Annotated in this window: 15 protein-coding genes; 9 read left to right on the forward strand and 6 right to left on the reverse strand. The window is 69.7% G+C overall.

Features of this window, described 5'->3' with window-relative positions; genetic code table 11:
* The first annotated feature begins 14 nt into the window (after positions 1-14).
* The gene (locus tag ACW7G5_RS12610) at positions 15-527 is read left to right on the forward strand and encodes a hypothetical protein (protein WP_457005018.1); all 513 of its coding nucleotides are present in this window, start codon (positions 15-17) and stop codon (positions 525-527) included.
* Positions 528-611: 84 nt separating this feature from the next.
* Here ACW7G5_RS12610 and ACW7G5_RS12615 read toward each other — a convergent pair whose 3' ends face one another.
* Both ACW7G5_RS12615 and ACW7G5_RS12620 read right to left on the reverse strand, forming a co-directional pair.
* Positions 612-2309 carry a M28 family metallopeptidase gene (locus ACW7G5_RS12615; protein ID WP_457005020.1) on the reverse strand — a complete coding sequence of 566 codons (1698 nt, stop codon included), beginning with the start codon at positions 2307-2309 and terminating at the stop codon, positions 612-614.
* A gap of 66 nt (positions 2310-2375) precedes the next feature.
* A complete protein-coding gene (locus ACW7G5_RS12620) occupies positions 2376-3062 on the reverse strand; it encodes a hypothetical protein (protein WP_457005022.1) in 687 nt (228 codons plus the stop codon).
* Positions 3063-3124: 62 nt separating this feature from the next.
* Here ACW7G5_RS12620 and gpmI point away from each other — a divergent pair, with 62 nt between their 5' ends.
* The 3 genes from gpmI (at position 3125) to ACW7G5_RS12635 (ending at position 7625) form a co-directional block, all read left to right on the forward strand.
* Complete coding sequence (gene gpmI / locus ACW7G5_RS12625) at positions 3125-4669, forward strand: 2,3-bisphosphoglycerate-independent phosphoglycerate mutase (RefSeq protein ID WP_457005023.1); 1545 nt, start codon at positions 3125-3127, stop codon at positions 4667-4669.
* A 92-nt stretch (positions 4670-4761) separates the two neighbouring features.
* Positions 4762-6006 carry a murein hydrolase activator EnvC family protein gene (locus tag ACW7G5_RS12630; protein ID WP_457005107.1) on the forward strand — a complete coding sequence of 415 codons (1245 nt, stop codon included), beginning with the start codon at positions 4762-4764 and terminating at the stop codon, positions 6004-6006.
* A gap of 86 nt (positions 6007-6092) precedes the next feature.
* On the forward strand, positions 6093-7625 hold the full coding sequence (locus tag ACW7G5_RS12635; protein WP_457005025.1) for a S41 family peptidase: 1533 nt from the start codon (positions 6093-6095) through the stop codon (positions 7623-7625).
* Here ACW7G5_RS12635 and ACW7G5_RS12640 read toward each other — a convergent pair.
* Positions 7619-8311, reverse strand: coding sequence for a rhomboid family intramembrane serine protease (locus ACW7G5_RS12640; protein WP_457005109.1), 693 nt, complete (start codon positions 8309-8311; stop codon positions 7619-7621). The two genes, ACW7G5_RS12635 and ACW7G5_RS12640, sit on opposite strands and share 7 nt — an antisense overlap.
* 138 nt (positions 8312-8449) lie before the next feature.
* On the opposite strand from ACW7G5_RS12640, the gene ACW7G5_RS12645 reads away from it, so the two are divergent.
* Entirely contained in the window at positions 8450-9790 is a 1341-nt protein-coding gene (locus tag ACW7G5_RS12645; protein ID WP_457005027.1) for an OmpP1/FadL family transporter, read from the forward strand.
* A 64-nt stretch (positions 9791-9854) separates the two neighbouring features.
* On the opposite strand, the gene ACW7G5_RS12650 is transcribed toward ACW7G5_RS12645, so the two are convergent.
* The 3 genes from ACW7G5_RS12650 to putA all read right to left on the reverse strand — a co-directional run bounded on the left by ACW7G5_RS12650 (position 9855) and on the right by putA (position 14142).
* Entirely contained in the window at positions 9855-10361 is a 507-nt protein-coding gene (locus ACW7G5_RS12650) for a hypothetical protein (protein ID WP_457005028.1), read from the reverse strand.
* 29 nt (positions 10362-10390) lie between these two features.
* On the reverse strand, positions 10391-10876 hold the full coding sequence (locus tag ACW7G5_RS12655; RefSeq protein WP_457005030.1) for a hypothetical protein: 486 nt from the start codon (positions 10874-10876) through the stop codon (positions 10391-10393).
* 89 nt (positions 10877-10965) lie between these two features.
* On the reverse strand, positions 10966-14142 hold the full coding sequence (gene putA, locus ACW7G5_RS12660; protein WP_457005031.1) for a bifunctional proline dehydrogenase/L-glutamate gamma-semialdehyde dehydrogenase PutA: 3177 nt from the start codon (positions 14140-14142) through the stop codon (positions 10966-10968).
* Positions 14143-14385: 243 nt separating this feature from the next.
* On the opposite strand from putA, the gene coxB reads away from it, so the two are divergent.
* The 4 genes from coxB to ACW7G5_RS12680 are packed head-to-tail and all read left to right on the forward strand — an operon-like array spanning position 14386 to position 17753.
* The gene (gene coxB, locus ACW7G5_RS12665; RefSeq protein WP_457005033.1) at positions 14386-15351 is read left to right on the forward strand and encodes a cytochrome c oxidase subunit II; all 966 of its coding nucleotides are present in this window, start codon (positions 14386-14388) and stop codon (positions 15349-15351) included.
* A gap of 23 nt (positions 15352-15374) precedes the next feature.
* Positions 15375-17033: a cytochrome c oxidase subunit I gene (ctaD, locus tag ACW7G5_RS12670; protein ID WP_457005035.1), complete on the forward strand. Its 1659-nt coding sequence runs from the start codon at positions 15375-15377 to the stop codon at positions 17031-17033.
* Positions 17017-17157, forward strand: a complete 141-nt coding sequence (locus tag ACW7G5_RS12675; RefSeq protein WP_457005037.1) for a hypothetical protein — start codon at positions 17017-17019, stop codon at positions 17155-17157. The genes ctaD and ACW7G5_RS12675 overlap by 17 nt, the downstream gene beginning before the upstream one ends.
* Positions 17154-17753, forward strand: coding sequence for a cytochrome c oxidase assembly protein (locus ACW7G5_RS12680; protein ID WP_457005039.1), 600 nt, complete (start codon positions 17154-17156; stop codon positions 17751-17753). The genes ACW7G5_RS12675 and ACW7G5_RS12680 overlap by 4 nt, the downstream gene beginning before the upstream one ends.
* The last annotated feature ends 18 nt before the right edge of the window (positions 17754-17771 follow it).

The following is a 17771-nucleotide window of genomic DNA, read 5'->3' on the forward strand; positions in this document are numbered from 1 at the left end:
TCCAGAGGAAGAACATGAAAGCCCCGCTCTCGATACTATCCATCGCAATGTTGGCCGCAGCGATCGCCACACCAAATGCGCACGCCGGCACGAGCGCGCGTATGAGCCAGGAGAGCGGTTCCCGGGCCTGCCAGGGCGCACTGCCCGCATTCGCCGGGACGCTGCGCGCCCGCCCCCTCGGAATCGGCAACGAAGGGGCCGCCCCTGCGTTCGTCACCTGCGCCTGGGAAGGCTGGGATGGTGGATACGGCCGCACCATGAGCCAGGCGTCGCTGTACATGGGCAACACCGGCGCAGAGGCGGTGACGGTTAACTGCACCTTCGTGCACGGCCATGCCATGGGGTCGAACAATACATACGCCCCGGTCTCGCACACGCTCAATCCCGGCGACGGGACCTTCGTCCATTTCCCGACCAGTCAAATGGGCTTAGACCAGCTCTATTGGCCACAGGTCAGCTGTGCGCTCCCGCGGGGCGCGGTCATTCACTACCTTTACCAGTATTACAACGAAGAAATCGGCAGCTGAGGGGCGCTTCCCGGATGCCGGAAATGGGACGGCGCCTTGCGGCGCCGTCCCATGCAGCCGTTCCCGGCCACGGGTCGTCAAGGCTTACTGCGCGCCGGTACGCATCGCCTCGCGCGCGGCCTTGAAGGCGTTGCCTTCGTACCAGTTCGGCCAGCTGCCGTCGTCAGCCAGGGTACGACCCACGCCGTACAGCACTTCCAGGTCCTGGATCACGCCGTCGAGGTTCCATGCCGGGTCGAACTCGTCGGCAGGCTTGTGGTACGCGACCTCGGTGTAGTGGCGCGCATGTTCCGCGCCCGCGTCCTTGCCGCCGTCGAGCAGGTCGTCGCCGCCCTTGGCGTACAGCGCCGGCACGCCGGCCTTGGCGTAGTTGAAGTGATCGGAGCGGAAGAAGAAGCCGCCGGCCGGGTTGCCTTCGGACACGATTTCACGGTCCTGGCCATCGGTGAAGGTCTTCAGTACGTCCTCGAGCTCGGAGTTGCCCTTGCCGACCACGACCATGTCACGCGACGGACCGGCGACGCTCATCGCGTCGAGGTTGACCACGGCCACGGTGTCCTGCAGCGGGAACACGGGGTGCGCGACCTGGTACTTGGAGCCGAGTAGGCCGGACTCCTCCAGGGTCACGGCCACGAATGCGATCGAGCGCTTCGGCTGGCCGTCGGCTTTGAACTTTTCGGCGATCTCGATGATGCCGGCGATGCCGGTCGCGTTGTCGATGGCGCCGTTGTAGATCGTGTCGCCCTCGCCCTCGTGCGTGCCCAGGTGGTCCCAGTGGCCCATGTAGACGATTGCCTCGTCGGGCGCTTCGCTGCCGCGAAGCACGCCAATGACGTTGCGCGACGAGCTCTCGCGGGTGGTGCTGGCGAGGTCGAAGGACACGCGCGCGTCCAGCGGGACCGCGCTGAAGCCGCGCTGGTTGGCCGCGGTGTACAGCGCCTCCAGGTCCTGGCCGACGTCGGCGAAGAGCTTCGTCGCGGCCTCGGCGCTCAGCCAGCCCTGGGCCGGCAGGCGCGGCTCCGGATCGTCGGATGCGCGCAGGTCGAACTGCGGGCCGGACCACGAATTCTTGACCACGTCCCAGCCGTAGGACGCGCCCGCGGTGTCGTGGATGATCAGCGCGGCGGCGGCGCCCTTGCGCGCGGCCTCTTCGAATTTGTAGGTCCAGCGGCCGTAATAGGTCATGCGCTCGCCTTCGAACAGCGAGTCGTCCTTGGCATGGAAGCCGGGGTCGTTGACCAGGATGACCACGGTCTTGCCGGTGACGTCGATGCCGGCATAGTCGTTCCAGCCGAGCTCCGGCGCGTCCACGCCGTAGCCGACGAACACCAGGTCGCTGTCGGCGACCTTGACCTCGGCCTCGCCGGTGCGGGTGCCGATCACCATGTCGGTGCCGAACGCGAGCTCGCGGGGCTCGCCGGCGACCTCCATGTGCAGCACGGTCGATTCGTCGGCGGTGGTCTCGACCATCGGCACGGTCTGGAAGAAGCTGCCGTCGTCGCCGCCGGGTTCCAGCCCGATGCGCTCGTACTGCGCCTTGATGTATTCGACGGTCATCTCGCCACCGGGCGAGCCGGGTGCGCGGCCCTGGAATTCATCGGAGGACAGCGTCTTCACCATCTCGGCGAAGTCGTCCTTGCTCAGGTCGGGGCTGAAGTCGTGCGTGGACGCTTCCGCGGCCGGCGCGTCGCCGGTGGGGGCGGCGGTGGCGGGTTCGCCGTTGCCGCACGCGGCCAGGGCCGTGGCCACGGCGAGGCTGAGCACAAGGTGGGTCGGTCGCATTCGTCGGGTCCTGCAGAAATGGAATCCCCGATTCTATGCGTTCGGCGCCATGCGGGGGCGCGGGCTTCAGTCGCTGGTGCGAGGCGGCGCGGTCGCCGTCGAGTAGGGCACCGGCGTGGCGCCGCTGATTTCGCCGACGCGGGCGCTGTCGTGCACGTACAGCGTGACCTCGCGTTCGAACTCCAGCGGGCCGTCGACCACGGCGCCGGGCCCGATGATGATCCGCTGGCGGCGGGTGCTGATGCGGATCGGCATCCAGTTGGCGCTGGGCTTGTCGACGTGCAGGCGTCCGCGCACGTGCGAACCGGTGCCGATGGTCACGTTGCCGCTGCTGGTGCCGACGTCGCCGGCCACGACCGTCGCGACCAGGCCGATGGCGCCGTTGACGGTCTCGACGTCGCCCTCGACCTCGCCGCCGCGGCCGATGAACACGCCGCCGTTGACGGTCTCCACGCTGCCGCCGATGCGCGCGCGTTCGCCCACGCGGATGCCGCCGTTGACCGTGGACAGTCCGCCGCTGGCGATGTCGTTGCCGGCGCGGATGGCGCCGTTCACCGTGTTGGCGTCGCCGGTGCGGGCGCCATCGTCCAGGGTGATGCTGCCGTTGACGGTTTCCAGCTGGCCGTGCCCGGTGCCGGCGCTGGCGGTGATCGCGCCGTTGACGCGGTTGATGTCTTCCGCGGCCAGCGCGGAGCCGGCCGCGAGCGCGGCGATGAAAACGAGGGCGAATCGGGGAGCTTGACGGATGTTCATGGCCCGAGTCTGCGCCGGCCGGCGCTACAATGCATGCGTCCAACGTCACAGGGTCGAACGTCGTGCCTGAGCCCGATTCCGTCCGCCGGCCGAAGCCGGTCGTGCTGCTGATCCTCGACGGCTGGGGCCATCGCGACGATCCCCGCGACAACGCGCTGGCGCTCGCCGACCTCCCCAACTGGCGGCGCCTGTTCGCCGCGCACCCGACCACACTGGTGCATACCGAAGGCACCCACGTCGGCCTGCCCGACGGGCAGATGGGCAATTCCGAGGTCGGGCACATGAACATCGGCGCCGGGCGCGTGGTCTACCAGGACCTGACCCGGGTCGATGCCGCGATCGCCGACGGCAGTTTCTTCGCCAATGACGGCCTGCGCGCGGCCTGCGCCGCGGTGAACGCGTCGGGCGGCACCCTGCACGTCATGGGCCTGCTCTCGCCCGGTGGCGTGCACAGCCACGAGGCGCACGTGCTGGCGATGCTCGCGCTGGCCAGGCGCGAGGGCGTGGCGCGCGTCGCCGTGCATGCGTTCACCGACGGCCGCGACATGCCGCCGCGCTCGGCCGCGCCCAGCCTGCGCGCGCTGGCCGATGCCTGCGCGCTGCACGGCAACGCGCGCATCGCCAGCGTCAGCGGGCGCTACTACGCCATGGACCGCGACCAGCGCTGGGAGCGCGTGCGCCTGGCCTGGGACGCCATCGTCGAGGCGCGGGCGGAGCACGTCGCGCCCGATGCCATGGCCGCGCTTGACGCCGCCTACGCCCGCGGCGAGAACGACGAATTCGTGCTGCCGACGGTGATCGCCGGCGCCGAACCGATGCGCGACGGCGACGCGATGGTGTTCATGAACTTCCGCGCCGATCGCGCGCGCCAGCTGGCCGCGGCGTTCGTGGCCCCGGCATTCGATGGATTCGCCGCGCGGCGGCCGGTGCTGGCCAGCTTCACCTGCCTGACCGAGTACGACGCCACCCTGCCGGTGGCGCTGGCGTTCGCGCCCGACGACCTGCGCAACACCCTGGGCGAAGTGCTGGGTGCCAATGGCCTGGCCCAGCTGCGCATCGCCGAGACCGAGAAGTACGCCCACGTCACCTTCTTCTTCAACGGTGGCCGCGAGACCCCGTTCGACGGCGAGGAGCGCATCCTGGTGCCGAGCCCGAAGGTTGCCACCTATGACCTGCAGCCGGAAATGAGCTGCCCCGAGGTAACGGAAAAGCTGGTGGCCGCGATCGCCTCCGGCCGCTTCGACGCCGTGGTCTGCAACTTCGCCAACCCCGACATGGTCGGCCACACCGGCGACCTGCAGGCCGCGATCAAGGCCGTGGAGGCCGTGGACCGGGCACTTGGCGAGGTCGCCGCGGCGGTCGCCGCGCAGGGCGGCGAGCTGCTGGTCACCGCCGACCATGGCAACGTCGAAATGATGCGCGACCCGGTGACAGGCGAGCCGCACACGTCGCACACCGTTGGTCCGGTGGATCTCATCTATGTCGGTGGGCGCGGCGATGCGACCCTGCGCACGGGTGGTGCGCTGCGCGACCTTGCGCCGACGATGCTCGACCTGCTGGGCGTCGCGAAGCCGGTGGAGATGACCGGTTGCAGCCTGCTGGCGTGAACCTCGCGCCGGCCACGCCGCCGCGCCGCGACTGCCTGCACCGGCGCGTTCCGGCGCGGCCGCTGCTGGCCGGATCCGTGCCGCTGCTGCTGATGCTGTCGGCGTTGCTGGTGTTGCTGGCATTTCCCGCCGGGCCGGCATCGGCCCAGGACAGCCGTGACGCGCAGCGCCGGCTGGACAAGGTCAAGCGCGAACTCAACGAAGTCGGACGCGAGCGCCGCCGCATCGAAGGCGACCGCGGCAAGGCCAGCCGTGAGCTTCGCGACGCCGATGAGCGGGTAGCCCGCAATGCCCGGGAACTTGCCGCCACCGGGGCGGCGCTGGCGCGGCAGCAGCAGGCGCTTGCGGATCTGGAGACGCAGCGTGACGCCCTCGCGGAAGGCCTTTCGACGCAGCGCAAGGAGCTTGCCGGGCTGCTGCGCGCGGCCTACACCGTGGGCGGGACCACGCCCCTGAAGCTGCTGTTGGCACAGGATGATGCCGCGGGCGCCAATCGCAGCCTGGCCTATCACGGCTATCTGCAGCGCGGCCGCAGCGCGCGGATCACCGAGCTGTCAGCCGAGCTCGCCGGGCTCGAGGAGATGGAGCAGGCGATCGCCGCCGAACGGGCGGCCCTGGTCGCCACCAGCGAGCGCCAGCGCGCGCAATCCGAGGCGCTGGAGCGCGAGCGTGCCGAGCGCGCCAAGGCGGTGGCCGGGCTCGATGCCAGCTACAGGGACCGCAGCGAGCGCGAGAAGGCCCTGGGCGCCGATGCGAAGTCGCTCGAACGCCTGCTCGCGCGCCTGCGCGAGGCGGCGCGCAAGGCCGAAGCCGAGCGCAAGGCCGAAGCCGCGCGCCGCGCCGCCGCAGCCACCGCGGCGCGCGATGGCGACAAGCCCGGCGCGGGCGCCGGGGCCGGACGCAATCCCGTGCCCGATGCGCCAAAGGTCGCGGTCGCCCGCACCGCCGCGGTCCAGGTCGGCGGCCTGTCCTGGCCCCTCAGCGGCAGCCTGCTGGCCGGCTATGGCGCGCGCATGCCCGACGGCCGCCGCAGCGATGGCGTGCTGGTCGCCGCCGCCGCCGGCACCCCGGTCACCGCGGTGGCCGAGGGCACCGTGGTGTTCGCGGAATGGATGACCGGCTACGGCCTGATCCTGATCGTCGATCACGGCAACGGCTACATGAGCCTGTACGCGCACAACGACAGCCTGCTCAAGAACCCCGGCGACCGCGTCCGCCGCGGCGATGCGGTGTCCACCGTCGGCACGTCCGGCGGCCAGGGCCGCGCGGCGCTGTATTTCGAGCTGCGCCGGGAGGGCAAGCCCGTCGATCCCCGCACCTGGCTGCAGAAGCGCTGACGGGGCCCGCGCCGCGCCGGCGGCATAATCGACTGAACCCGCGCGCGGATGCGCGGTCCAATTCCCGTTCCCTCCCGGAGTTCCGCATGCGCGCCAGCCTGTTGACGCTCGCCCTCGCCAGCCTGTTGGCGCTGCCCGCCATCGCCCAGGACGCGCCCGCCGTGCCCGCCGCGCCGCCCGCCGAATCTGGCGCCGTGCCGGAGGCGGTTGAGCCCGCGCAGCCCGCGCAGGCGGAACCGCAAGGGCAGGCCGGGCCGCAAAAGCAGGCGGGCCAGCCAGAGCAGGATGGAGACGCCGACGCCGACGCCGACGCCGACGCCGACGCCGACGCCGATGCCGATGCCGACGCCGATGCCGACGCCGATGCCGACGCCGATGCCGATGCCGACGCCGACATCGCCGCTGCAGAGCCACCCCTCGACGGGGATCCCGCCAGCGCGATCCCGCTGGAAGAGATCAGCCGCTTCGTGCTGGTGTTCAACGCCGTGCGCGCCGGCTATGTCGACGAGGTCGAGGACCGCGAGCTGATGCAGGCGGCGATCCGCGGCCTGCTGCTCGACCTCGACCCGCACAGCGCCTACCTCCAGCGCAGCGACGCCGAGGCCTTCGAGGAAGGCACCACTGGCGCCTACGAGGGCATCGGCGTGGAGGTCATGCAGCTGCCCGACGGCCGCATCCGCGTGATCTCGCCGATGGACGACAGTCCGGCACAGCGCGCGGGCATCCGCTCCGGCGACATGATCGTGGCCGTGGATGGCGAGGAGCTGACGCCCACCAGCCACGAAGGAAGCGGACCGTTGCGCGGGCCACCGGGCACCGAGGTCGGCGTCACCATCGTCCGCGAGGGCGAAGCCGAGCCGCTGGAGCTGCGCGTCGCGCGCGCGGTCATCCGCACGCCCAGCGTGCGCGGCAGCATGCGCGAGCCCGGCTTCGGTTATATCCGCATCGCCGGCTTCCAGGCCGATACCGCCAGCGACTTCGCCGATACCCTGGACGGACTCCAGGCCAAGGCCGGCGGTGACGGCCTTCGCGGGCTGCTGGTCGACCTGCGCAGCAACCCCGGTGGCCTGCTGACCTCGGCCGTGCAGATCGCCGACGACCTGCTGGAGAGCGGCGGCATCGTCAGCACCCGCGGCCGCATCCAGGTGGGCGACACGGCCTTCAGCGCGACCCCCGGCGAGCGCATGCGCGGGCGTCCGGTGGTCGTACTGGTGGACGCCGGTTCGGCCAGCGCCTCGGAGGTGCTGGCCGGTGCGCTGCGCGACAACAACCGCGCCTGCATCGTCGGCAGCCGCAGCTTCGGCAAGGGTTCGGTGCAGACGGTGATGCCGCTGGACAACGGCGATGCGGTCAAGCTGACCACGGCGCGCTACTTCACCCCCAACGGCACCTCCATTCAGGCCCGCGGCATCGAGCCCGACCTGGTGCTCGACGTCAAGGGCGCACCGGTTGCCGGTTTCGGCGAAATCACGCTGCCCGGGCACCTGGTCGCCGAAGGCGAGGAGGGCAGCCGCGCGGGCCAGGTGCTCGACGGCGACGAGCCGGTGGTGCAGGCGATGGCCGCGCTGCGCCGCCTGGCCGAGGGCGACGACTGCGTGCCGCCGCCGGTGGCTCAGTAACCCTTCTGCCGGCGCAGGCGGCGCGCGATGGCGCGCCGCGAGAACAGGGCGAAGACGACGCCGAACGCGAAGCCCGCGACGTGCGCCGACCAGGCCACGGCGCCGAACGCCGGACCGATGTAGGCGAACACCACCTGCAGCAGCGCCCAGATCCCGATCAGCAGCGGCGCCGGCGCGCGCACGAACTCGAGGAACAGGCCCAGCGGCAGCACCACGCCCAGGTGCGCGCGCGGGAACAGCGCCAGGTAGGTGCCGATCAGCGCCGACACCGCGCCGCTGGCCCCGATCACCAGGCGGTCGGGCGTGTCGATGACCAGCACGGTCGCGAGGTTGGCCAGCGCGCCGCCGACAAGGAACAGGGCCAGCAGCCGCCATGGCCCCATCACCCGTTCGGCAGGCAGCCCGAAGATCAGCAGGAACACCAGGTTGCCGAGCAGGTGGGCCCAGTCGGCGTGCACGAACAGCGCGGTCAGCAGCCGCACGCCGCGCTCGCCGTCGGCCCAGGACACCAGCAGGTCGCCCGGCCCCAGCGCGCCGGTCAGCGCGCCCCAGCGCACCATCAGCGCCTGTTCCACGGCTTCCGGGCGGGTGCTGGCCCACAGGTAGACCACCCACAACGTTGCACACAGCAAGGGGGTTGCCCAGCGCATCGCGGGGCGGGAACGCGTCGGGATCGAGACGAACATGCGTTGCGGGCCGGGCAGGGGCGGGTTCACAAAGATAACCGGCGGCAGGCGTGACGCGGGGCAGCTGTGCATGACCATCCGCCACGGTATAGTGCGCGCCACACCAATATCCGCAAGCCCTCTGTCAGGAGTTTTTCAATGCGTATCTCCCCCACTCTGCAGGCTTCGGCCCTCGCGCTCGGCATCCTCGGCGCACTGGCCCTCGCCCCCGTCCACGCGTCCGGTTTCCAGCTCAAGGAAAACAGCGTCAAGGGCCTCGGCGCCGCGTTCGCCGGCTCCGGCGTCAATGAAGGCGACGCATCGGTCGTGGTCAACAACCCGGCCACGATGACCCGCTTCGAGGGCACCACGGTCCAGGCCGATCTTTCGGTCATCGACCTGAGCTACCGCTTCGAAGGCAGCGGCACCGACGCGCTCGGCCGCCCGCTCAACGGCGGCGACGGCGGCGAAGCCGGTGACGTCACCCCGATCCCCGCGTTCTCGGTGATCCACAAGCTCGACAACGGCCTGGCGCTGGGCGCCATGGTCAGTGCCCCGTTCGGCCTGAAGACCGAGTACGACCCCGACTGGCAGGGCCGTTACTTCGCCGACACCTCCGACATGCAGATCGTGAACCTGACTCTGTCGGCGGCGCTGGATCTCAACGACCACCTGTCGGTCGGCGTGGGCGCGGTGTACTCCAAGGCCGACGTGACCCTGTCCAAGGCCGTCGACTTCGGCACCCTGCTGTTCTCCAACCCGGCCACCCGCCCGCTGCCGTTCGCGCTGCCCCAGGCCCGCGACGGCCACGCCGAGATCGAGGGCGACGACACCGGCTTCGGCTGGCTGGTCGGCTTCAACCTGCGCCCGACCGATCGCCTCGCGATCGGCGTCAGCTACCAGTCCGAGATCGACTACGAACTTCGCGGCACCGCGGAATGGGCCGTGCCCGGCGATGTGCGCGCAGTGTTCAACAGCAACCCGATGACCGCGCAGCTGTTCAACAACGGCGGCGTCGGTGCCAAGCTGACGACGCCGTCGACCTTCGCGGTCGTGGCGCGCTACGACTTCACCGACCGCTTCGCGATGATGGCCAACTGGACCGAAACCGGCTGGTCGTCGCTGCGCGAAGTGCGCGTCAACTTCGACAACGGCGATCCGGATTCGGTCGAGCCCTTCGGCTGGGAAGACACCGCGTTCATGTCGCTTGGCGCGGAATACAAGCTCAACGAGTCCTGGACCCTGCGCGGCGGCGTTGCGTATGACGAGACCCCGACCAGCCTCGAGCACCGCACCCCGCGCCTGCCCGACGACGATCGCCGCTGGTACTCGATCGGCGCCACCTGGAACGTCAGCGACGCGATGGACGTGAGCTTTGCCTTCACCCACCTGAAGCCGAAGGATCCCAAGATCGACTTCGCGAGCGGCGGCAGCACCATCACCGGTCCCTACGACGGCGACGCCAACCTGTTCGGCGTGTCGGCGCAGTACCGCTTCTGACGGCAGGCGCCAAGCCTGCAGTTGGACGACGAGGAAGCCCCGCGCAAGCGGGGCTTCTTTCGTTTCAGCTCATGAGCTGGTGAACGTACAGCGTGCGCACGCCCACGCCAGGCGCCAGCGTGCAGCTGGTGTTGAATGGGGTGCCGCTTCTGGGCGCATAGTCGGGCAAGTCGGCGGTCGACCAGGAAATCCCCGCGACGGTGCCGGCCGGCAAGGTGACCGATTTCGTCGAATATTCGGGCGGGTCGTTGCCGGCACCGCCGCCCATCACGCCCGTACAGCTGACGGTGACATCGACCGCGGAATCATTGGCCAGATAGACGCTCTGGCCAAAGGCATGCATGTCTCTGAACTGCACGCTTGTCGGCGAGCAGGTGACGAACGCCAGTGACGTGCCTTCGTTCTGGATAGCCAGCGGGCGCTTGCGGATCTGCCCCTCGTAATTGGGCAGCGCGGCCTGGCAGGCGCCGCTGCCGTTGACCTGCAGCGACTGGGTGAGGCTGCCGGCACTGGCCGGGAGGGCCAGCGCCAGCGCGCCAGTGAGGAGAATGCTGGTGAATGCAGTTCGCATGATGGATCGTCCTCCCGTTCCTGGATTCACTAGATGGACACCCCATAGGATTGGACGGTGCCGATTCCGGTCCCCGGCGGCAGGTTGCAGCTCGTCACCCACTTGCTGCTTCCGTCAGTGTCTTTCCAGTTGAGGATTCTCGTCGCACCGGACGGAACGCTGATCGCCTTGGATACGTATATCGTGGGGATCTGGCCGATGGACACGCCGGTGCAGCTCACGGTGGCCGCCGAGCTGCCGTTGTTGATGAACGTGACGTCCAGGCCGTAGTCGCCGTCGGCGAGGCCTGTGAACTGCGGCGGCGCGCAGGTCACGAAGGCGGACGCGGTGCCTTCGTTCTGCAGCGCCAGTGGCCGTTTGCGGACCTGGCCCTCGAAGGCGGGCAATGCCGCCTGGCAGGTTCCTGGACCCGTGGACATCTGGTCCAGGTACGCGGACTGTGCCGACGCTGGCGTGGCCGACAGCACCAGCAATGCAACGGCGGCAGTGGTGAGCAGGGGTCTGGCGATGTGCATAGGATCTGTCCTTCGATACCCGTGGATGAGCATGGGGTATACGAGCTGCCGGATGGCAGCCGGACATTCGCCGTGCTGGGCGCTCGTCGTCAGTCGCCAAGCGTCAGCAGCGAGGCATTGCCGCCAGCCGCAGTGGTGTTGATGGTGACGACCTTCTCGGTGGTGAAGCGCGGCAGGTAGTGGGGGCCGCCGGCCTTGGGCCCGGTGCCGGACAGGCGCTGGCCGCCGAAGGGCTGCACGCCGACCACCGCGCCGACCTGGTTGCGGTTGACGTAGACGTTGCCGACCCGCGCGCGCGCGGCGATCAGCTCCACGGTGTCGTCGATGCGCGAGTGGATGCCAAGCGTCAGGCCATAGCCGGTGGTGTTGATGGCATCGATCACCTGGTCGAGCTGGCCGGCCTTCCAGCGGATCACGTGCAGCGCGGGACCGAAGTTCTCGCGGTCCAGCTGCGACAGCGACTTGAGCTCCCAGGCGCGCGGGGCGAAGAAGGTACCGTGCGCGGTGTCGTCGCCCATCGCAGCGATCGCGATCAGCCGCGCCTCGTCCTGCATGCGCGCGGCGTGGCGGTCGAGCATGCCCAGCGCGTCGGCATCGATCACCGGACCGACGTCGGTCGACAGGTCGTCGGGATCGCCGACCTTGAGCTCGGCCATGGCGCCGGCGAGCATGGTGATGACCTTGTCGGCGATGTCGTCCTGCACGAACAGCACGCGCGCGGCCGAGCAGCGCTGGCCGGCGGAGGTGAAGGCCGAGGCCATCACGTCCTTGATCAGCTGCTCGGGCAGCGCCGAGGAGTCGGCGATCAGCGCGTTCTGGCCGCCGGTCTCGGCGATCAGGGTGCCGATCGCGCCGTCGCGCGCGGCCAGCGCGCGGTTGATCGCAAGCGCGGTGCCGTTGGAGCCGGTGAACACCACGCCGGCGATGCGCGCGTCGCCGGTGAGCGCCGCGCCGACGCTTGCGCCGTCGCCGGGCACGAACTGCAGCACGGCGTCCGGCACGCCGGCCTCGTGCAGCAGCTTCACCGCCTCGAAGCCGACCAGGCTGGTCTGCTCGGCGGGCTTGGCCAGCACGGTGTTGCCGGTCACCAGGGCCGCGGCGACCTGGCCGATGAAGATCGCCAGCGGGAAATTCCACGGCGAGATGCAGGCGAACACGCCGCGCCCGGCCAACTGCAGGGTGTTGGTCTCGCCGGTCGGGCCGGGCAGGATCTCCGGCGCGGACATGCTGCGCGCCTGGCCGGCGTAATAGCGCAGGAAGTCGACCGCCTCGCGCACTTCGGCCACGCCGTCGGGGATGGTCTTGCCGGCCTCCAGCGTGCACAGCGCCATGAAGCGCGGCATCCGCTGCTCCAGCAGGTCGGCGGCGTGCTCGAGCAGGGCGGCGCGGCTGGCCACCGGCGTCGCGTCCCAGGCAGGCTGCGCGGCGACCGCGTTGACCATCGCGCGCTCGACCGTGGCGGCGTCGGCGGGCTGCCAGCGGCCGACGGTGCGACGGCGGTCGGCGGGGCTGGTGACGTCGATCCAGTCGCCGGCGCTGGCGGCCCCCGGGACCAGCGGCGTGGCCTGCCAGTTGCCGGGTTCGGCGGCCATCGCCGCGGCCAGGCTGCGCAGGTCGTCGTCGTTGGCGAGGTTGATGCCCATGGAATTGGTCCTGTCGGTGCCCTGGCTGCGAAGCATGTCGGCCGGGAGCGGGATGCGCGGATGCGGGATGCTGTCGAATGCGGCCACGACGTCGACCGGGTCGCGGACCAGGTCGTCGATCGGCACGTCGGTGTCGGTGATGCGGTTGACGAAGCTGGAGTTGGCGCCGTTTTCGAGCAGGCGCCGCACCAGGTAGGGCAGCAGCTCTTCGTGGCTGCCCACCGGCGCGTACACGCGGCAGGGCACGCCCAGGCGGTCGGCCGGGATCACCTCGTCGTAGAGATCGTCGCCCATGCCGTGCAGCTTCTGGAACTCGAACGGCCGCCCGGCCGCCAGCCGGTGCACGGCGGCGATGGTCTGCGCGTTGTGGGTGGCGAACATCGGGTACACCGCCGCGCCGGCGTCGAGCAGGCGGCGGGCATTGGCGAGGTAGCTGACGTCGGTGTTGGGCTTGCGCGTGAATACGGGGTAGCCGGGGAAGCCCTCGACCTGGGCGCGCTTGACCTCGGCGTCCCAGTAGGCGCCCTTGACCAGGCGCACGGGGACCTGGCGCCCGCCGCGGCTGGCGAGGCCCGCGATCCAGTCGATCACGAACGGCGCGCGCTTCTGGTAGGCCTGGACGACGATGCCGAAGCCGTTCCAGCCCTCGAGCGAAGGATCCAGCCAGGCGGCCTCGATCACGTCCAGCGACAGCTCCAGGCGGTCGGCCTCCTCGGCGTCGACGGTCAGGCCGATGCCGTGCTGCTTTGCGCGCTGCGCCAGCTCCAGCAGGCGCGGCGCGAGTTCGGCCAGCACGCGCGCGCGCTTGGCGTGTTCATAGCGCGGATGCAGGGCCGACAGCTTGACCGAGATCGAGGGCGCTACGATGGCGTCGGCGGGGCGGCCGGCGTCGCGCCCGGCGTCGCGGCCGATGGCATCGATCGCGGCGCGGTAGGCCTCGAGGTAGCGGTCGGCGTCGTGCCGGGTCAGCGCGGCCTCGCCCAGCATGTCGAATGAATAGAGGTAGTGCGCGTTGCGGCCCTTGCGTGCGCGCGACAGCGCCTCGCCGATCGTCCGCCCCATCACGAACTGGTGGCCCATGATCTTCATCGCCTGGCGCACGGCCAGGCGGATCACCGGCTCGCCCGCGCGGCCGACCAGGCGCTTGAAGGCGCCGTGCACGTCGCGCCTGGTGCCGTCGGCCAGGTCGACCAGGTGGCCGGTCAGCATCAGGCCCCAGGTGGAGGCGTTGACCAGCACCGAATCCGATTGGCCGACGTGGCGCTTCCAGTCGGCGTCGCCCAGCTTGTCGCGGATCAGGCGGTCGGTGGTCTCGCCATCCGGGATGCGGAGCAGGGCTTCGGCCACGCACATCAGCAGCACGCCCTCCTCGCTGCCCAGGTCGTACTGGCGCATGAAGGACTCGACCACGCCCTGGTCGGGCGCGCGCAGGCGCACGCGGCGGACCAGGTCCGCCGCGGTGGCGGCGATCGCGGCCGCGTCCCCGGGCGGCTGGCGGGCCTCTTCGAGCAGGGCGCGGACCCGCGTCGCCTCGTCCGCCAGCCAGTGGCGGGTGATGTTGGCGCGCAGCGGATCGGACGGCGGAGGCGGGGCAACCGGGAGGAAATCGTTCACTGGGGTCATGCGCGGGGAGGGAACTCGAATTCTAGCCGTCGGGGCGGGCCAGAAGCGCGCCCGCAGGGCACCTGCGAAGCCGCCGCGCTTGCCGGTCAGGCAGCGCGGCGGCTAACATCACGACGATCAGGCGCCCCCACTGGGGTGTGGCCGGTCCACTTGCCGGAGCGTCATGCCGGCCGGGGGGCCTTCCGAACAACCGTTCCAACAGGCGGCCAGCCGGCCGCCACCGACGACATTGGGGTTGCACGCATGAGGCAGGCGCGATTCTTGCGGTGGATTCTGGCGGCCGTTGCCGCGGCACCGGCAGCGGCATTGGCGCAGGCGGCCGACCCGACGCGATGGCAGCTGAACATGGGGCGCGGGGTCACCTCCTCGTCGCAGAACGCCTACGACGCGCACATGCTGGTGCTGTGGATCTGCGTGGCGATCAGCGTGGTCGTGTTCGGCGCGATGGCGTACGCGATGTTCGCCTTCCGCAAGTCCAAGGGCGCGGTGGCCGCCAAGTGGAGTCACAACCTCAAGGCCGAAGTGGTCTGGACCGTGATTCCCGTGATCCTGCTGGTGATCATGGCCTGGCCGGCCACCGCCAAGCTGATCGCGATGTACGACACCCGCGACTCGGCGATGACCGTCAAGGTCACCGGCTACCAGTGGATGTGGAAGTACGACTACCTCGGCGAGGACGTCTCCATCACCAGCCGCCTCGACCGCGAGAGCGACCGCATCCGCCAGAGCGGCGAGCGCCCGGACCTTGCCGCCAATCCCCACTACCTGCTCGACGTCGACAACGAGCTGGTGCTGCCGGTGGACACCAAGGTCCGCTTCGTGATCACCGCCGACGACGTCATCCACTCCTGGTGGGTGCCGGCGCTGGGCTGGAAGCAGGACGCGGTGCCGGGCATCGTCAACGAGGCCTGGACCCAGATCCACGAGCCCGGCGTGTACCGCGGCCAGTGCGCCGAGCTCTGCGGCAAGGACCACGGCTTCATGCCGATCGTGGTCCGTGCGCTGCCGAAGGACGAGTACGCAAGCTGGCTCGCGTCGATGAAGCAGTCCGGCGCAGGCGTGCCGAGCGAGCCGTCGGCGGTGCCGCAGGGCGGTGAGGGCAATGCCCCGAGCTCGGTCGACCCCGATATGGTCGAAGACGTGCTGCAGGGCGAGGAGCCCACCGCCCCGCAGGCACCCGCCCCCGCCGACGCTTCCAGCGCCGGCTGACCGAACACGAAAGGCCGACAGTCATGTCCACGCATACCGCAACCGCCGAACACCACCACGACGAGGGCCACAAGCAGGGCTTCGTCCAGCGCTGGTTCTTCTCCACGAACCACAAGGACATCGGCACGCTGTACCTGCTCTTCAGCTTCATGATGTTCATCATCGGCGCGGCGATGAGCGTGGTCATCCGCCTCGAGCTGGCGGTGCCGGGGCTGCAGCACGTCGACCCGCACTTCTTCAACCAGATGACGTCGATGCACGCGCTGGTGATGATCTTCGGCGGCGTGATGCCGGCCTTCGTGGGCCTGGCCAACTGGCTGATCCCGCTGCAGATCGGCGCGCCCGACATGGCGCTGCCGCGCATGAACAACTGGTCGTTCTGGATCCTTCCGTTCGCCTTCACGATGCTGCTGATGACCCTGTTCCTGCCGGGCGGCGCACCGGCCGGCGGCTGGACCATGTACCCGCCGCTGTCGCTGCAGGGCGGCTCCAGCATGGCCTTCGCCATCTTCGCCATCCACATGATGGGCATCAGCTCGATCATGGGCGCGATCAACGTCATCGCCACCGTGCTCAACATGCGCGCGCCGGGCGTCGACCTGCTGAAGATGCCGATCTTCCCGTGGACCTGGCTGATCACCGCATTCCTGCTGATCGCAGTCATGCCGGTGCTCGCCGGTGCGGTGACGATGCTGCTGACCGACAAGTTCTTCGGCACCAGCTTCTTCAATGCCGCCGGCGGCGGCGACCCGGTGATGTACCAGCACATCTTCTGGTTCTTCGGGCACCCGGAGGTCTACATCATGATCCTGCCGGCCTTCGGCGTGGTCTCGGAGATCATCCCGACCTTCAGCCGCAAGCCGCTGTTCGGCTACCAGGCCATGGTGTACGCGACCGCCGCGATCGCTTTCCTGAGCTTCATCGTGTGGGCGCACCACATGTTCGCCTCCGGCATGCCGCTGGGCGGCGAGATCTACTTCATGTACGCGACCATGCTGATCTCGGTGCCCACGGGCGTGAAGATCTTCAACTGGGTCAGCACCATGTGGAAGGGTTCGCTTACCTTCGAGACACCGATGCTGTTCTCGATCGCCTTCGTGATCCTGTTCTCGATCGGCGGCTTCTCGGGCCTGATGCTCGCGATCGTCCCGGCGGACTTCCAGTACCACGATACGTATTTCGTAGTCGCCCACTTCCACTACGTGCTGGTCACGGGCTCCGTGCTGGCGCTGATCGGCGCGGTCTACTACTGGTGGCCGAAGTGGACCGGCCGCATGTACAACGAGGCTTGGGGCAAGTTCCACTTCTGGTGGACGATGGTGTTCGTCAACCTGCTGTTCTTCCCCCAGCACTTCCTGGGCTTGGCCGGCATGCCGCGCCGCATCCCGGACTACAACGTGGTGTTCGCCGACTGGAACCTGATCAGCTCGATCGGTGCGTTCGGCATGTTCGTCACGCCCTTCATGATGTTCGGCATCCTGTTCCACTCGCTGAAGAAGGGTGCCGTTGCGCCGCAGCGTCCGTGGGAAGGCGCACGTGGCCTGGAGTGGACCGTGCCGTCGCCGGCGCCGCACCACACCTTCACCACGCCGCCGGTGATCGGCCCGGGCGACCTCGCCCATGGCGACCTGGATCCGGAAGGCGGCGAGATCGAGCCCGTCAACGATGCCAGCCGCGCCTGACAACCGCGATCCCGCACGCGTCGCCGAACAGCGGCGGCGCGCGCTGCGCATGGCGCTCGTGCTGGGCGCGGTCGCGCTGGCGATCTACATCGCATTCATCCTTTCCGGAGTCCTGGCGTCATGACCGGCAAGCGCTCCAATACCGCCGGCATCGGCAAGATGGTGCTGGCCGCTGGCGTCGCGTTCGCGTTCACGTTCTCGCTGGTGCCGCTGTACCGGATCGCCTGCGAGAAGGTCTTCGGCATCCGCCTCGACAACACCGCGGCTGATGCCGGCACGGCGGCCGCCGCCGGTGCCGCGGCCGAGGCGCGCATGGTCACGGTGGAATTCGACGGCGGCGTGAACTCCTCGCTGCCGTGGTCGTTCCGGCCCAACCAGGCGCGCATGCAGGTGCAGGTGGGCCAGCAGTACGAGACCACCTATTTCGCGCACAACGACAGCGAGCGTTCGATCGTCGGCACGGCCACGCCTTCGGTGGCACCGGCGCGCGCGTCGGGCTATTTCGCCAAGACCGAGTGCTTCTGCTTCACCGCGCAGACGCTGACCGCGGGCGAGACGCGCGACATGCCGGTGCGTTTCATCATCGACCCCTCGCTGCCCGACGACGTCAAGACCATCACCCTGTCCTACACTTTCTACAAGAACGACGTCCTGACCGAACGCGAGCAGGCCACCGTCGCCGCCGCGGCAGCGACGACCGTGCCGCACGCGGCACCTTGACCCAGCAACAACGGATAC

Source organism: Luteimonas sp. A501, from assembly GCF_054052085.1.

What these genes read in the sequence shown, in the direction of transcription:
- ACW7G5_RS12635 (WP_457005025.1), top strand. Translation starts at nt 6,093, where the DNA reads ATGCGCGCCAGCCTGTTGACGCTCGCCCTCGCCAGCCTGTTGGCGCTG.
- ACW7G5_RS12655 (WP_457005030.1), bottom strand. Translation starts at nt 10,876, where the DNA reads ATGCACATCGCCAGACCCCTGCTCACCACTGCCGCCGTTGCATTGCTG.
- ACW7G5_RS12640 (WP_457005109.1), bottom strand. Translation starts at nt 8,311, where the DNA reads ATGTTCGTCTCGATCCCGACGCGTTCCCGCCCCGCGATGCGCTGGGCA.
- ctaD (WP_457005035.1), top strand. Translation starts at nt 15,375, where the DNA reads ATGTCCACGCATACCGCAACCGCCGAACACCACCACGACGAGGGCCAC.
- ACW7G5_RS12680 (WP_457005039.1), top strand. Translation starts at nt 17,154, where the DNA reads ATGACCGGCAAGCGCTCCAATACCGCCGGCATCGGCAAGATGGTGCTG.
- ACW7G5_RS12610 (WP_457005018.1), top strand. Translation starts at nt 15, where the DNA reads ATGAAAGCCCCGCTCTCGATACTATCCATCGCAATGTTGGCCGCAGCG.
- ACW7G5_RS12645 (WP_457005027.1), top strand. Translation starts at nt 8,450, where the DNA reads ATGCGTATCTCCCCCACTCTGCAGGCTTCGGCCCTCGCGCTCGGCATC.
- ACW7G5_RS12675 (WP_457005037.1), top strand. Translation starts at nt 17,017, where the DNA reads ATGCCAGCCGCGCCTGACAACCGCGATCCCGCACGCGTCGCCGAACAG.
- ACW7G5_RS12650 (WP_457005028.1), bottom strand. Translation starts at nt 10,361, where the DNA reads ATGCGAACTGCATTCACCAGCATTCTCCTCACTGGCGCGCTGGCGCTG.
- coxB (WP_457005033.1), top strand. Translation starts at nt 14,386, where the DNA reads ATGAGGCAGGCGCGATTCTTGCGGTGGATTCTGGCGGCCGTTGCCGCG.
- ACW7G5_RS12620 (WP_457005022.1), bottom strand. Translation starts at nt 3,062, where the DNA reads ATGAACATCCGTCAAGCTCCCCGATTCGCCCTCGTTTTCATCGCCGCG.
- ACW7G5_RS12630 (WP_457005107.1), top strand. Translation starts at nt 4,762, where the DNA reads ATGCTGTCGGCGTTGCTGGTGTTGCTGGCATTTCCCGCCGGGCCGGCA.
- putA (WP_457005031.1), bottom strand. Translation starts at nt 14,142, where the DNA reads ATGACCCCAGTGAACGATTTCCTCCCGGTTGCCCCGCCTCCGCCGTCC.
- ACW7G5_RS12615 (WP_457005020.1), bottom strand. Translation starts at nt 2,309, where the DNA reads ATGCGACCGACCCACCTTGTGCTCAGCCTCGCCGTGGCCACGGCCCTG.